The organism is Streptomyces sp. NPDC052721, assembly GCF_040678315.1.
GTDB lineage: Bacteria > Actinomycetota > Actinomycetes > Streptomycetales > Streptomycetaceae > Streptomyces.
In genome coordinates this window covers 141709-155328 of the sequence record NZ_JBFATL010000003.1, presented here as the reverse complement: position 1 = coordinate 155328, position 13620 = coordinate 141709, and the positions used below count along the sequence as shown (strand labels likewise).

The 13620-nt window shown below is 74.2% G+C and carries 12 protein-coding genes; 4 read left to right on the top strand and 8 right to left on the bottom strand.

All coding sequences use genetic code 11. The annotated features are described in order from the left end of the window. Window positions 1-48: 48 nt before the first annotated feature. From AB0L21_RS04460 to AB0L21_RS04445, 4 genes are all read right to left on the bottom strand, one after another. Window positions 49-828, bottom strand: coding sequence for an HAD-IIA family hydrolase (locus AB0L21_RS04460; RefSeq protein WP_365699537.1), 780 nt, complete (start codon window positions 826-828; stop codon window positions 49-51). A 219-nt stretch (window positions 829-1047) separates the two neighbouring features. After that, complete coding sequence (locus AB0L21_RS04455; RefSeq protein WP_365782166.1) at window positions 1048-2016, bottom strand: hypothetical protein; 969 nt, start codon at window positions 2014-2016, stop codon at window positions 1048-1050. Between the two features lie 273 nt (window positions 2017-2289). Continuing rightward, complete coding sequence (locus tag AB0L21_RS04450; RefSeq protein ID WP_365782164.1) at window positions 2290-5028, bottom strand: AAA family ATPase; 2739 nt, start codon at window positions 5026-5028, stop codon at window positions 2290-2292. A gap of 296 nt (window positions 5029-5324) precedes the next feature. Beyond that, window positions 5325-6524 carry an ROK family transcriptional regulator gene (locus AB0L21_RS04445; RefSeq protein WP_365703365.1) on the bottom strand — a complete coding sequence of 400 codons (1200 nt, stop codon included), beginning with the start codon at window positions 6522-6524 and terminating at the stop codon, window positions 5325-5327. 55 nt (window positions 6525-6579) lie between these two features. Between AB0L21_RS04445 and AB0L21_RS04440 the strand changes: the two genes are divergently transcribed. The 3 genes from AB0L21_RS04440 (at window position 6580) to AB0L21_RS04430 (ending at window position 9124) form a co-directional block, all read left to right on the top strand. Further along, window positions 6580-7653 (top strand): Gfo/Idh/MocA family oxidoreductase, encoded by a 1074-nt coding sequence (locus AB0L21_RS04440; protein WP_365782162.1) that lies wholly within the window; start codon window positions 6580-6582, stop codon window positions 7651-7653. After that, window positions 7653-8162 carry a heme-degrading domain-containing protein gene (locus tag AB0L21_RS04435; protein WP_365703369.1) on the top strand — a complete coding sequence of 170 codons (510 nt, stop codon included), beginning with the start codon at window positions 7653-7655 and terminating at the stop codon, window positions 8160-8162. The genes AB0L21_RS04440 and AB0L21_RS04435 overlap by 1 nt, the downstream gene beginning before the upstream one ends. 95 nt (window positions 8163-8257) lie before the next feature. Beyond that, on the top strand, window positions 8258-9124 hold the full coding sequence (locus AB0L21_RS04430; protein WP_365782160.1) for an LLM class F420-dependent oxidoreductase: 867 nt from the start codon (window positions 8258-8260) through the stop codon (window positions 9122-9124). A 196-nt stretch (window positions 9125-9320) separates the two neighbouring features. Here AB0L21_RS04430 and AB0L21_RS04425 read toward each other — a convergent pair whose 3' ends face one another. From AB0L21_RS04425 to AB0L21_RS04410, 4 genes are all read right to left on the bottom strand, one after another. Then, window positions 9321-10178, bottom strand: coding sequence for a fumarylacetoacetate hydrolase family protein (locus AB0L21_RS04425; protein WP_365782158.1), 858 nt, complete (start codon window positions 10176-10178; stop codon window positions 9321-9323). A 146-nt stretch (window positions 10179-10324) separates the two neighbouring features. Then, window positions 10325-11035, bottom strand: coding sequence for a membrane protein insertase YidC (gene yidC, locus AB0L21_RS04420; RefSeq protein WP_365782156.1), 711 nt, complete (start codon window positions 11033-11035; stop codon window positions 10325-10327). A gap of 113 nt (window positions 11036-11148) precedes the next feature. Further along, window positions 11149-11472 carry a DUF6412 domain-containing protein gene (locus AB0L21_RS04415; protein ID WP_365703377.1) on the bottom strand — a complete coding sequence of 108 codons (324 nt, stop codon included), beginning with the start codon at window positions 11470-11472 and terminating at the stop codon, window positions 11149-11151. A 44-nt stretch (window positions 11473-11516) separates the two neighbouring features. Continuing rightward, on the bottom strand, window positions 11517-12056 hold the full coding sequence (locus AB0L21_RS04410) for a helix-turn-helix domain-containing protein (RefSeq protein WP_365782154.1): 540 nt from the start codon (window positions 12054-12056) through the stop codon (window positions 11517-11519). A 167-nt stretch (window positions 12057-12223) separates the two neighbouring features. On the opposite strand from AB0L21_RS04410, the gene AB0L21_RS04405 reads away from it, so the two are divergent. Then, window positions 12224-13618, top strand: a complete 1395-nt coding sequence (locus AB0L21_RS04405; protein ID WP_365782342.1) for an MFS transporter — start codon at window positions 12224-12226, stop codon at window positions 13616-13618. Window positions 13619-13620 lie beyond the last annotated feature (2 nt).

Below are 13620 nucleotides of genomic sequence, written 5' to 3'. Positions count from 1 at the left end.
GGAGGCGTCGGATTGCTCCGAACGGGTGAGGCCGGGTTTCGGCCGGGCTCAGACCAGGTCCACCAGGTCCGCGATGGAGTCGACCACCTGGGACGGGCGGAACGGGTAGCGGTCCACGTCGGTCGGCTGGGTCACACCGCTGAGCACCAGGAACGTACGCATCCCGGCCTCCAGGCCGGCGAGCACGTCGGTGTCCATCCGGTCGCCGATCATCGCCGAGGTCTCGGAGTGGGCGCCGATCGCGTTCAGCCCGGCCCGCATCATCAGCGGGTTGGGCTTGCCGACGAAGTACGGCTTCTTGCCGGTCGCGGCGGTGATCAGGGCGGCGACCGAGCCGGTGGCGGGCAGGTCGCCCTCGGTGGACGGGCCGACGTTGTCGGGGTTGGTGGCGATGAACCGGGCACCGTTGTTGATCAGCCGGACGGCCTTGGTCAGGGCCTCGAAGGAGTAGGTGCGGGTCTCGCCGAGGATCACGAAGTCGGGGTCGTGGTCGGTGAGGATGTAGCCGATGTCGTGCAGCGCGGTGGTGAGGCCCGCCTCGCCGATGACGTAGGCGCTGCCGGCGGGCCGCTGGTCGTTCAGGAACTGGGCGGTGGCGAGGGCCGACGTCCAGATGTTCTCCACCGGCACGTCCAGACCCATGCGGCGCAGCCGGGCGTGCAGGTCACGGGCGGTGTAGATCGAGTTGTTGGTGAGCACCAGGAAGGGCCGGCCGGACTCGCGCAGCTTCTTCAGGAAGGCGTCGGCTCCGGGGATCGGGACGCCCTCGTGGATCAGGACGCCGTCCATGTCGGTGAGCCATGACTCTATGGGCTTGCGGTCTGCCATGCTGTGCGTCTCCTGGCGTACGTGAGGGTCGAGAAACGGGGGCGCCGGAACCACGGCGTACCGACGCCCCCAGCCTAGTCAGGACCGGCCGGTCCTGACCCCGTCGATCACCAGGTACCCACAGGTCAGCTGCCGGTGGCGGGCTTCCGGGCCCCGGCGTGCGACGCGGCGGAGCGGTGGGCCTGGCGTCGGGGCCGGCCGGGAACGCAGCGGCTCGCGTCAGCGGCGGCTGCGGGCCACCAGGTGCGCGGTCGTTCCTACGGCGACCAGCGCGGCGACGGCCGTGAGCAGGCCGCGGGCGAGTCCCGGGCCGGTGCGGGCCAGCTCGCGCGCCCGTTCTCCGGCCGCCTCGTCCTGGCCGAGGGGCAGGGAGGCGTCCGGGGCGTCGCTGCCGGAGGCCCTGGACGTGGCGGAGGCGGCGGGCGGTGTGCTGCCGCCGGACCCGGCGGTCGGCAGGGCCTCGGCGTCCTGGCGTGCGCTGCCGGACGGCGCGGTCGGCAGGCCTTCTGCCGCCTGCGCGCCCGCGGTCGCCCGCACGCCCTCCGACTCCGGGGAGTCCTCCTGCGCGGCCTCCTGGGCGTCCTCCAGGGAGCCCTCCGGGACGTCCTCCGCTTCCTCGTCGATCCCGAAGCGGTAGGCGTTGGACTGCCCGACCCAGTCGCCGTCCTGGCCCCGCCGCTGCACGACGGCCGCGTTGGCGGTGACCTGGCCGGGTGCGGTGTCGGAGGTGAGCGCGAGCCGGACCCGGACGCTGACGGTCCGGCCGGGCGGCACGGTGAACCCGCCGAACCCGGCGCCGTCCAGCACCCCGACCAGCTCCTGCTCGTCGGTGCTCTCGAAGGCCACCGGCCGGGCCCGGGGGCCGTCGTAGAAGTCCAGCTGGGGCTGCCCCGGCCGCAGGGCGCGCCTGTCGTCGACGAGGACCACGACCGGATGGATGCCGGCGCAGGTCCGGCCGGTGGTGTTGGTGAGGTCGATGTACCAGGTGCCGTATCCGCCGCCGGCCTCGTAGGACGTGGGCCCGCCCCGGATCCGGGTGGCCAGCGGGAAGGCCCGCGCGTCGGCGGCGACGCACGAGGGGGTCGTACCGGCGGACGCGGCATGCGCCGGCGCGGGGACGACGACGGGGACGACGGCGGCGGCTGCGGTGAGGCAGAGGGACAGGGACGTGCACAGTCGCATGAACACATGACCATGCCGGGTGGGGCGGGGACACCGGCCCCGCCACTCCGGCGGCGGCGGCGAAGTCCGCCCGGCCAGCGCAGCGGAGCCGCCCGGACAGCCCCTAGGTCCTGTCGTCAAACTCCCGTCGTCCGCCCGGAGGGCGGGCCGCGCGGCGTCAGGTGCGTGCTCTCGGCGTGCCGGGCCCCGGCCCTCGTACTGGATGTACTTGGGTCGGGCCCGGTGCGGCGAGAGTGCGTGCATGGCGTCGCGCGGCAGACGGGAGTTTGACGACAGGGCCTAGTCCCCGCCGAGATCGGCCAGGTGCAGCTGACCGCGCGAGGTGATGCCGAGCTTGGGGAAGATCCGGTAGAGGTGCTGGCCGACAGTCCGGTGCGAGAGGAACAGCCGGGTGCCGATCTCCCGATTGGTCATTCCGGTGGCTGCCATTCTGGCGATCTGCAGTTCCTGCGGGGTGAGGCTGTCCACGGTGGACGGCGTCGGTCTGCCGACCGCTTCGCCCGCCGCGCGCAGCTCGGCCCGCGCGTCCTCACCGATCGCCGTGATCCCCAGCGCGTCGAAGCTCTCCACGGCCGCCCGCAGCGGACCGCGGGCCTCGACGATACGGCGCCGGCGCCGCAGCCACCGGCCGTGGGCCAGCAGGAGCTGGGCGCGGTGGAACGGCCAGTTGGCCAGCAGCCGGTCGTCGAGCGCACGGCGGTAGAGCGGCTCCGCCTGGTCGTCGGCGGCGACCAGAGGGCGGACGTAGGCGGCCATGGCCCGCAGGTACGGCGCGGTCGTCCGCTCGGCCATGGCGCTGAGCTGTGCGTAATGGCGCTGCGCCGCGTCGCCGCGGCCGGTGCGGACCGCTGCCTCGATCAGGTCCGCCATCCCCAGGTAGCCCACGAAGGGGTGGTACGTGATGTCGGCCGGGTCCAGCACCCGCGTCAGTTGCTCGAACGCGTCGTCGTACTGCTTGTTGACCATCGCGTGGCGCCCCCGTGCGAACTGGGCGAAGCCGAGGATCGACCGCGGGCCCAGCGACAGCAGATCCGCCTCGGTCGTCCGGATGAGTCCGGTCGCGGTCTCGGATTCGCCGCGCTCGCTGGCCAGGGTGGCGAGGGCCAGCTCGGCGACGCACGCCCAGCGGGACCGGCCGGTGTCCCGGGACAGCCGCCGCGACTCGTCCGCCGCGGTGCGCGCCAGCCGGTGCTTGCCCAGGTGCAGCGCCGCCCACGCCTGGGACGCCAGGGCTTCGCCCAGCAGTCCGAGGCGGCCCTGCTGGCGCAGGCCGTCGACGGCCGCGCACAGATAGGGCCAGGCGAGGTCGTAGGCCCATATGGCGGTCAGCGACGCGCCCAGGGCGTGCTGCTCGGCGGGGTCGTCCACGGCCCCCGGCGCGAGCCGGGTCGTCCGGTCGATGACCCAGGCCGCTTCTCCCACCGGGTCCGCGCAGGCGGCGACGGACAGAACCATCGGTTCACTGTCGTCCTTCCGGAGGCGCCGGGCCGCCTTGACGACGAGACCACGGGTCTCCTCGGCCGGGTTGCCGTACCAGCACCCGATGGAAAGCGGCCACAGCGCTCTGAGGGCGAGTGCCGCGCCGTCGCTGTCCGCACCGGCCAGCTGGTCCGCCACGTCGGCGAAGGCCCGTACCCGCTCCGGCCTGAACCCGCTCTCCTCGTCGAGGGCCTCCGCCCAGAGGGTGAGCCGCAGCCTCTCCTCCGTCGCGAGTTCCGCGGACCTCGCCTCGGCCAGCTGCCGGCGTGCCGTGTCCGCCTCGCCGAGTTCGAAGTTGATCTCCGCGGACCGCAGCAGCAGGCGGCCCCGGTGTGTCTGCGGACGGCTGCGGAGCGCCGCCTGCCGCAGTGCCTCCGCCGCGGCACTCGGAGCGCCCCGCCGCAGTGCTCTGCAGGCGGCCTGTTCCAGGTCGAGCGCCACGTCGTCGTCCGGACCGGGGGTGGCGGCAGCGCGGTGCCAGGCCCGGCGCTCGTGATGCGCCGCCAGCGCCTTCGCCAGGGCCGCGTGTCCGGCCAGGCGTCTCGACGGGGCAGCCGCGTGATAGACGGCGGAACGGATCAGGGGGTGCCGGAAGCGCACCGCGTGCCCACGCACCTCGATCAGCCCGGCGTGGACCGCGGGCTCCAGGGAGCTGACCGAGAGGGCCGCGCCGGCCAGGATCTCCGCGGCCGTGAGGATCTCGGCGAGATCACCCTCGTCGTCGGCCGCCGCGATCAGCAGGGCGGTCCGGGTCACCTCGGGCAGTGCGGACGCCCGCGCGAGAAACGACCGCTCCAGGCGCCGGGTGGTGGGCAGCCACGGCAGCGGTGACTGCGCGACGGTTCCCTCCCGGTGCAGCGCCGTCGGCAGCTCGACCAGCGCCAGCGGATTGCCGGCGGCCTCCGCCAGCAGCCGTTGGCGCAGGGCGGGGTCGAGTTCCGGCGCCCGCGCCGCGAGAAGCGCCGCCGCCGCGTCGCCGGTGAGCTTCTCCAGCTGCACCTCGGGCAGGCCGGCGTCGTTCAGCACGGTCTCGTGGCCCTCGCGTACGGCCACGAGCATGGCGACCCGTTCCCCCTCCAGCCGTCTGGCGACGAAAGCCAGGACCTCACTGCTCGGCCTGTCGATCCACTGGGCGTCGTCGATCAGCAGCACCACGGCGGCCTCTTCGGCCAGGCCGCTGATCAGTTCGAGCGAGGCCAGTCCGACGGAGAACATCTCCGGCGCGGCGCTGTCGGACATCCCGAAGGCCGCGAACAGCGCGTCCCGCTGCCGGGCCAGCAGGGACGGGGCGTGATCGGGGAGAACCGGTTTGAGCAACTGGTGCAGCCCGGCGAAGGGCACCGACGCCTCGGACTGGACGCCGAGCGCCGACAGGGTACGGCCGCCACGTGCGACGGCGGCTTCCCGGGCGGCGCCGAGCAGGGTGGTCTTCCCGATGCCGGCCTCTCCCCGGAGCAGCAGGGCACCGCCTGCCCCGTCGAAGCTCGCGGAGACGTGGTCGGACAGCAGCCGCAGCTCCGCCTCACGCCCGTACAGCATGTCCCCGTCCAATGCCCTCGCCACGAGGCCGCTCGCGCTCGACCGCAGAAGGAGCCTGACCCCACCTTCCCCGGCTGAAAATCGACCCCCGGTGATTACCAAAAGTTAGCACGGGGTGGTGGCACGGGCCGGGGCCGCGCGGAAGCCGCTGGTCGCTGACGGGGCGCCGGGGCAGGCCGAGGGTCCCGCACCCGCACCGCCACCCGTACCGGCACCGGCGCAGGGCGGTGAGCGGCCTGCGCCGCAGCTTCTCCCGCGCAGGGCGCTTCCTGCCCGCGCGTTCGGCCTTGTGCCGCTCAGTCGTTCCCGCGCCCGAACAGCGGCGCCAGCAACAACTGGGCGGCGCCCTCGGCGACGATCCGCTCCCCGCGCGGAGCGACCCGTACCGGCACCGTCTCCTCGCCCGTACCCTCCCGCCGGGCCCGGGCCCCCAGCACCTCTGCGACCCCGCTCACATAGGCCTCGGGGGCACCGGCGACGGTCCTGCCCCCCAGCAGCACCACGTCGATGTCCAGCAGCCCGACCAGGTTCCCGGCCGCCACCCCCAGCACCCGCGCCGCCTCGGCCACCTCGCCCCGCGCCACGGCTCCGAGGCACAGCACCTCCACACAGCCCCGGTTCCCGCACTCGCACAGCGGCCCGTCCAGCTGGATCACCTGGTGCCCGAACTCCCCGGCCCCGGTCCGCGCCCCACGGTGCACGCTCCCGTCGATGACCAGCCCGGCCCCGAGCCCGGTGCCGAGGTGCAGGTAGGCGAAGGACCGGCCCGCCGCGCCCTCCTCACCCCCGACCGCCAGCCCGAGCGCCGCCGCGTTGGTGTCCTTGTCCACCACCACCGGCACCCGGAGCCGCTCGGCGAGCGCGTCCCGCAGCGGGAATCCGTCCCACTCGGGAAACCCGGTGACCCGGTGCAACACCCCCCGCACATGGTCCAAGGGGCCCGGCAGTGCGACTCCGACGCCCAGCAAGGAGCCCACTGCCGCAAGCCGGCCGCCACCGGTACTGGTACCGCCGGCACCGGCGTCAGCACCCGCACCCAACCCCCCGACAACCCCCCGAACCGCCGCACACACCGCCCCCAGCACAGCCTCGGCCCCCGCGCCCAGGTCCAGCGCCGCCCGCCGCTCCCCCACCACGGCCCCGTCCAGATCCACCAGCACCACCCGCAGCTCGTCGCGGTCCAGGTGGACCCCGACCGCGTGGCCCGCCTCCGGTACCAGCCGCAGTACGGTCCTCGGCTTGCCCCCGGTCGACGCCCGGCGCCCGGCCTCCGCCGCGAGCCCCTGCGCCCGCAGCCGTGCGGTGATCTTGCTGACGGCCTGCGGGGTCAGCCCGGTGCGCTCGGCCAGCTCCAGCCGGCTGATGCCGTCGGCCCCGGCGTCCCGCAGCAGCCCCAGCACCAACGCGGTGTTGTGACTGCGCAGCGCCCCCAGATTCGCGCCCGTCGCCCCGCCGCCCGTCGGTCCCGCCGTCGTCGCCGTCCTCACCCGCTTCACACCCCCATTGTCCTCACCGCTTGCACTTCCGCAACAGTGTTGCCAAAGTGGAGGCATGACTGCTACCCCCCTCCGCGTCGGCCTGATCGGCTACGGCCTCGCCGGCTCGGTCTTCCACGCCCCGCTGATCGCCGCCACCGAGGGCCTCGCCCTGGACACCGTGGTCACCTCCCACCCGGAGCGGCAGCAGCAGGCCCGCGCCGAGTTCCCGGACGTGCGGATCGCCGCCACCGCCGAGGAGCTGTTCGAGCGCGCGGACCACCTGGACCTGATCGTCGTCGCCTCCCCGAACAAGACGCACGTCCCGCTGGCCACGGCCGCCCTCAAGGCGGGCCTGCCGGTGGTCGTGGACAAGCCGGTCGCCGGCACCGCGGCCGAGGCCCGCGAACTGGCCGCCCTCGCCGAGGAACGCGGCCTGCTCCTGTCCGTCTTCCAGAACCGCCGCTGGGACAACGACTTCCTGACCCTCCGGCGGCTCCTCGCCGACGGCGAACTCGGCGACGCCTGGCGCTTCGAATCCCGCTTCGAACGCTGGCGCCCCCAGCTCAAGGGCGGCTGGCGCGAGTCCGGCGACCCGGCAGAGATCGGAGGTCTGCTCTACGACCTCGGCAGCCACGTCGTCGACCAGGCCCTGGTCCTCTTCGGCCCGGTCACCGAGGTCTACGCCGAGTCGGACATCCGCCGCCCCGGCGCCGAGGCCGACGACGACACCTTCATCGCGCTCACCCACGCGAGCGGCGTCCGCTCCCACCTCCACGTCTCGGCGACGGCCGCCCAGCTCGGCCCCCGCTTCCGGGTGCTGGGCTCCCGCGCGGGCTACGTCAAGTACGGCCTGGACCCCCAGGAAGCGGCCCTGCGCGAGGGCAGCCGCCCCGGCGCCACCGCCGACTGGGGCGCCGAGGACCAGTCCCTGTGGGGCCGTATCGGCTCCGGAGAGTCCCCGCTGACCGGCGGCGGCACCCCCGTACCGACCCTGCCCGGCGACTACCCCGCCTACTACGCGGCCGTCGCCGCCGCCCTGCGCGGCGCCGGCCCCAACCCGGTGACCGCCCTGGAGGCGGCCGCCGCGCTCGACGTACTGGAAGCGGCCCGCAGGTCCGCCCGCGACAAGGTGACGGTGACCCTCTGATGCAGCACCCGCAGATCACCCCGAGGACGACGCCCGAACTCACGCCGAGCCTGGAGGAGCTGGAGGCCCAGGAACGCCGCCTGGTCTTCCGGCAGTTCACCCACGACGACGCCTGGGCGCTCGGCTCCCTCCTGGTGGAGCTGGCCCGGCAGCGCCAGGCGCCGGTCGCCATCGACATCCACCGGGCCGGCCAGCAGCTCTTCCATGCCGCACTGCCGGGCTCCACCCCGGACAACGACGCCTGGATCGCCCGCAAGCGCCGGGTGGTGGAGCGCTACGGCGCCGCCTCCTACCTGGTGGGCGCCCGCTTCCGAGCCAAGGGCACGACGTTCGAGGAGTCCTCCCGTCTCGACCCGGACGTGTACGCGGCCCACGGCGGCTCCTTCCCGATCACGGTCGAGGGCGTGGGCGTGATCGGCGCGGTGACCGTCTCCGGTCTGCCCCAGCTCCAGGACCACCGGTTCGTGGTGGAGGCGCTGGAGGAGTTCCTGGGCCGTTCGGCCGACTGAGCGAACGGCGGGAATCCGGCCGGGACGCCCTCCTGTTGGCAGGAGAGAGGCCGTGGCGATCACGGCGCGGACCACCACCGGAGGGCTCACATCCGATGACCGCTTCACTGAAGGAGACCGTCGGCCGCTACGGCGTCTGGAGCGTCGAGCTGCGCTCGGAGGACCCGGCCCGGCGCGGGGAACTGGACGAGGCCGCGGCCGAGCTGGAGGAACTCGGGTACGGCGCCATCTGGCTGGGCGGCAGCAGCACCGTCGGCAACGCGGCCCCGCTCATCGGCGCGACACGGAACGTCGTCGTCGGCACCAGCATCCAGAGCGTCTGGCAGCAGGACGCCGCGACGACGGCGGCCGGCTTCAGCGAGGTGGAGGCGGCGCATCCCGGCCGCTTCGCGCTGGGCCTCGGCGTGAGCCACGGCCCGCTGGTGAAGGACTACCGCCGCCCGTACGCGACGATGGTCGGCTACCTCGACGAGCTGGACGCGGCGGGCGTACCCGCCGGCCGCCGGGTGCTCGCCGCGCTGGGCCCGAAGATGCTGGGGCTGTCCCGGGACCGCGCGGCCGGCGCGATCCCCTACCTGGTCACGCCCGAGCACACCGCGCAGGCCCGGGAGATCCTGGGCGACGGGCCGCTGCTGGCACCGGAGTTGAAGGTGGTCCTGGAGACCGACCCGGCCCGCGCCCGGGACACGGCCCGCGCCTACCTGGCCCGCTACCTCCAGTTCCCCAACTACACCGGCAACTTCCTCCGCCTGGGCTTCACGGAGGCCGACATCGCGGACGGCGGCAGCGACCGTCTCGTCGACGCGGTCTTCGCCTGGGGCGACGAGACCCGGATCCGCGAGCGCGTCACCGCCTTCCACGAGGCGGGCGCGGACCACGTGGCCCTCCAGGTGGTGCGGGCGGACGCGGGCGACTCGCTGCCGAGGAAGGAATGGCGCACCCTCGCTTCCCTGCTGGCGTGAGCGGGCCGGCGTCAGTTACGGCTCGGGCTCGGGCCGCCCCATGGCCACGCCCACCGCTTCCCTGCCGGCGTGAGCCGGCCGGCGTCAGGGGCGCGGGGCCGTGTCCGGCATACGGCCCCGCCGTGCGGGCACGACCGGCCCGCACCACCGCGGCCGGCAACGGATCCGCGGCTCCCCGGCGCTCCCGGCGGAGCGGCTACGCGTTCTTCAGCTCCTGCCGCTGCCGCCCGAGCCCTGCGATCTCCAGCTCCACCACGTCCCCGCCCCGGAGATACGGCTTGGGCTCGGGCCGCCCCATGGCCACGCCCGCCGGCGTCCCCGTGTTGATGACGTCGCCGGGGTACAGCGTCATGAACCGGCTGAGGTACCGCACGACCTCTCCCACGGGGAAGATCTGCTCGGCCGTCGTGCCGTCCTGCTTCAACTCCCCGTTCACCCACAGCTTCAGCGACAGCCGCTGCGGGTCCGGGACCTCGTCGGCCGTCACCAGCCACGGCCCGAGCGGGTTGAACGTCTCGCAGTTCTTGCCCTTGTCCCAGGTCCCGCCCCGCTCGATCTGGAACTCCCGCTCGGAGACGTCGTGCGCGACCGCGTATCCGGCGACGTGTGCGAGCGCTTCCTCGGCCGAGTCCAGGTAGCGGGCCGTACGGCCGATGACGACCGCGAGTTCGACCTCCCAGTCGGTCTTCGCCGAGCCCCGCGGCACCAGCACCGTGTCGTTGGGTCCGACGACCGTGTCCGGCGCCTTCATGAAGACCACGGGCTCGGCGGGCGGCTCGGCGCCCGTCTCGCGGGCGTGGTCGTGGTAGTTGAGCCCGATGCACACGATCTTGCCGATGCGGCCGAGCGGGGGCCCGATCCGCAGGCCGGTGGCGTCCAGCGCGGGCAGCTCACCGGCCTCGGCGGCGGCCCGGATCCGGCCGAGCGCGGTGTCGTCGGCGAGGAGCGCGCCGTCGATGTCGTCCACGAGGCCCGACAGGTCCCGCAGGGTCCCGTCGGTGTCGAGCAGTGCGGGGCGCTCCGCCCCTGCCGTACCGACTCGCAGCAGCTTCATGGTCACCATCTCCCTCGATCGCCGGCGCCCGGCCGATGTGTGCAGCCATCGGAGGACTGGCCGATCCTCCAATTACGCCGTCCAGTCCACAAGACCCTGTTCACGTACTGGACCGTAACCAGGGACGCAGGGGCAGCCCTGACCGGTCAGCGGGACAACAGGGACTGCTCCGCCGCGCTCCAGGCCGTGCTGGTGACGATGTACAGCGCGGCGGCGAGCGGGACGACCGCCACGGTGACGAGCGTGCAGAAGGACAGGAACGGTACGACCCGGTTGACCGCGCCGAGCCCGGGCACCTCGCCCCCGGTGCCGGCCGGTGCCGGCTGCTCGGCCATCGTCCGCCTGGCGCGCCGGTAGTTGACGGTGGCGACGGCCGCGACGACGGCGAAGAGGGCGAGGTAGACCAGTCCGGCCGGGCCGAACACACCGCCGTGCGCCAGCGCGTCGGCCCAGTGTCCGCCGAGCGGGGCCGTGAGCAGCCGGTGACCGAGCAGGCCGTTGGTCTCGCCGCCGATCGTGGTGCTGGAGAAGAGGTGGTAGAGGAGGAAGAAGGCGGGCAGTTGCAGCAGGCTGGGCAGGCAACCGGAGAGCGGTGAGACCTTCTCCTCGGCGTGCAGGTCCAGGACCGCCCGCTGGAGTCGCTGCGGGTCCTCGGCGTGCTTCTCGCGCAGTGCGGCGATGCTCGGCTGGAGCGCGGCGCGAGCGCGCCGGCCGCGGGCGGCGGCCCGGGACAGCGGGTGGACGAGGAGCCGTACGAGCGCGGTGAACAGGACGATCGCGGCGGCTGCCGCGGAGGCGTGGAAGAGCGGGGCCAGCAGGTCGGCCAGGTGCTCGACCAGGCGCGCGAAAACGGACATGGGTGAGCCCTCCGGGGGTCTCGTCGTGCCGGGAGTGACCGGAGACGGTCATAAGGGGAGATCGGCAGGACGACCCGCGCGGGGTCACGCGCTGACGTGGGTGAGGACGTGCCCTACGCGGCGGTCGCCGGACCGGCGAGTCCGGGAGCTCTGGGCCGCCGCCGGCCGGGCGCGTCGGGATCGCGCTGGGGCAGGAAGGCCGTACGCCGGGCCCGGTCGCGTATCGCCGTGCGGATGCGCGTGGGCGGTACGGCGGGCACGCTGCGCGCGGCCAGCAGGGCGCAGACCGCGAGCGTGGCGGCCGCGGTGGCGGTCGCGGCGAGGGCGACGGCGGTGGTGAGGCCGCCGGTGCCGAGCAGCGCGGCCTGGAGCACCAGCAGGTGCGCGAGGAGCAGCAGGAGGGCGAGAGGACGCGCGGCGGCGACACGGCCGGACATCAGCACTCCCCCCTCCGCGTCACTCGTCTTCTGCGTACCACTCGTCAGTGTGCCAGTTGCGGCGGCTCGGTCTCCAGGGGCGCCAGCAGCCGCTTGGGCTTCAGCAGTGCCCTGCTGACCGGGTCCGCCGGCGCGGAGTCGAGTTCCGGCCCCGGCCCCATGACAACGTCCGCGACCGGTACGAGAGTTCCGCACGCCGCGCACTTTCCGTACGGGTCGACCTCCCCGCCGCAGTCCGCGTGCTGGAAGGACCGCAGCCGGTGCGCGTCGACGTGCTCGCGCCCCCAGTGGCTGAGGGCGCGCAGCACGGGCCACAGGGCGGCACCGCGCTCGGTGACGACGTACTCGTCCCGGGGCGGGCTCTCCTGGTACCGGCGCTTTTCGAGGATCCCCTCCTCGGTGAGCGCGCGCAGCCGGGCCGAGAGGACGGCGCGCGGGATGCCGAGGTGGACCAGGAAGTCGTTGTAGCGCCGGACGCCGTAGATCGCGTCGCGGACGACGAGCAGCGTCCACCGCTCGCCGACGACCTCCAGCGCGCGAGCGATCGAGCACGCCTGCGTCGCGTAGTCCTTGCCCAGTGCCATGCCGTCCACTGTAACCACTGGCCGCATATAGGTTCAGTAAACGAACCGACGGTGCTACGGTGGCGGACACCGCGTCGATTCAATGACCGAACCTACTGACCGGACCTGATGACCGCACCTGAAGACCTCACCTGATGACCGCACGACAGGACACGACAGGACAGGCCATGCCCCGGCTCGACCCCGCCACCACCGCCTCCGCGCCCGTGCGCGACGCCACCTCCCGGGACGCCCCCGCACACCCCCGCGCCACCCTGGCCCTGACCAGCGCGGCCACCGCCGTGGCCCTCATGACGTACACGGCCCCGATGGTCACGCTGCCGGACACCGCCGCCGCCCTGCACACCCCGCTGTCCGCCCAGGCCTGGCTGCTCAACGGCGCCCCCCTCGGTCTCGCCGCCCTCCTCCTGGTGGCCGGCAGCCTCGCCGACGACTACGGCCGCCGCCGGATCTTCCTCGCCGGCACCCTGGCCCTCGGCCTCACCACCGCCCTCGGCGCCTTCACCACGTCGACCTGGCAGTTCACCCTGGCCCGCGTCGCCCAGGGCGCGGCCAGCGCGGCCCTGCTGGCCAGCGCCCTCGGCCTGATCGTGCACGCCTTCCCCAGCCCGCGCGGCCGGCTGCACGCCACCGGGGTGTGGGGTGCCTTCGTCAGCGGGGGCATCGCCGCGGGCCCGCTGCTCGCGGGCGCGCTGCCGACCTGGCGGGTCGCCTACGGCGTCCTGGGTGCCGCCGCCCTCGTCGTGGCCGCGCTCGGCACCCGGGCGCTGGCCGAGTCACGCGCCCCGCGCGGCGGCCGGCCGGACGCCCTCGGCGCGCTCACCTTCGGCCTGGCACTGGTGGCCCTGATCGCGGCCCTGACGCTGGGCCGGGACGGCTGGCTGCGCGCGCCGGTCGGGCTGCTGTTCGCGGCGGCCGTCGTCCTGGTCGCCGTGTTCGTGGCGGTGGAGCACCGGACCGGCACGCCGATGATCGACCTCGGACTGCTGCGCCACGCCCGTTTCCTGGCCTCCTCGGCGGGCGGCCTGTTCACCGGCCTGGCCGTGATCGGCCTGTTCAGCTTCCTGCCGGCGCTGCTCCAGCAGTCGCTCGGGCTCTCCCCCCTGGCCACGGCCGCGCTGTTCCTGCTCTGGTCCGGCCTGAGCTTCGTCGTCGCCCTCCAGGTCAAGCACCTGGCCGGCCGCGTCGCCGCCCGCACCCAGCTCGCCCTGGGCTTCGCCCTGCACACGATCGCCATGGTCACGATGCTCGGCGCCGTCGGCTCCGGCTCCTGGACCCGGCTGCTGCCCGGCCTGATCGTCGGCGGCATCGGCAGCGGCCTGCTCAACGGGGCGCTGCCGCTGCTCGCCGTCGATTCGGTGCCGCCGCAGCGGGCCGCGATGGGCTCCGGCGCGCAGCAGACCTTCCGCTACATCGGCTCCTGCGCCGGCGTGGCCCTGACCATCGCCATCGCCACGTCGGGCGGCGGCCTGGCCCGGGGCACGGACATCGCCCTGCTGGTGTCGGCGGGGCTGGCGGTGGCGGGCGCGGTGAGCGTGCTGGCGCTGCGCGAGCGGGCGTGAAG

What these genes read in the sequence shown, in the direction of transcription:
- AB0L21_RS04430 (WP_365782160.1), top strand. Translation starts at nt 8,258, where the DNA reads ATGACCGCTTCACTGAAGGAGACCGTCGGCCGCTACGGCGTCTGGAGC.
- yidC (WP_365782156.1), bottom strand. Translation starts at nt 11,035, where the DNA reads ATGTCCGTTTTCGCGCGCCTGGTCGAGCACCTGGCCGACCTGCTGGCC.
- AB0L21_RS04440 (WP_365782162.1), top strand. Translation starts at nt 6,580, where the DNA reads ATGACTGCTACCCCCCTCCGCGTCGGCCTGATCGGCTACGGCCTCGCC.
- AB0L21_RS04415 (WP_365703377.1), bottom strand. Translation starts at nt 11,472, where the DNA reads ATGTCCGGCCGTGTCGCCGCCGCGCGTCCTCTCGCCCTCCTGCTGCTC.
- AB0L21_RS04450 (WP_365782164.1), bottom strand. Translation starts at nt 5,028, where the DNA reads ATGCTGTACGGGCGTGAGGCGGAGCTGCGGCTGCTGTCCGACCACGTC.
- AB0L21_RS04435 (WP_365703369.1), top strand. Translation starts at nt 7,653, where the DNA reads ATGCAGCACCCGCAGATCACCCCGAGGACGACGCCCGAACTCACGCCG.
- AB0L21_RS04425 (WP_365782158.1), bottom strand. Translation starts at nt 10,178, where the DNA reads ATGAAGCTGCTGCGAGTCGGTACGGCAGGGGCGGAGCGCCCCGCACTG.
- AB0L21_RS04460 (WP_365699537.1), bottom strand. Translation starts at nt 828, where the DNA reads ATGGCAGACCGCAAGCCCATAGAGTCATGGCTCACCGACATGGACGGC.
- AB0L21_RS04405 (WP_365782342.1), top strand. Translation starts at nt 12,224, where the DNA reads ATGCCCCGGCTCGACCCCGCCACCACCGCCTCCGCGCCCGTGCGCGAC.
- AB0L21_RS04410 (WP_365782154.1), bottom strand. Translation starts at nt 12,056, where the DNA reads ATGGCACTGGGCAAGGACTACGCGACGCAGGCGTGCTCGATCGCTCGC.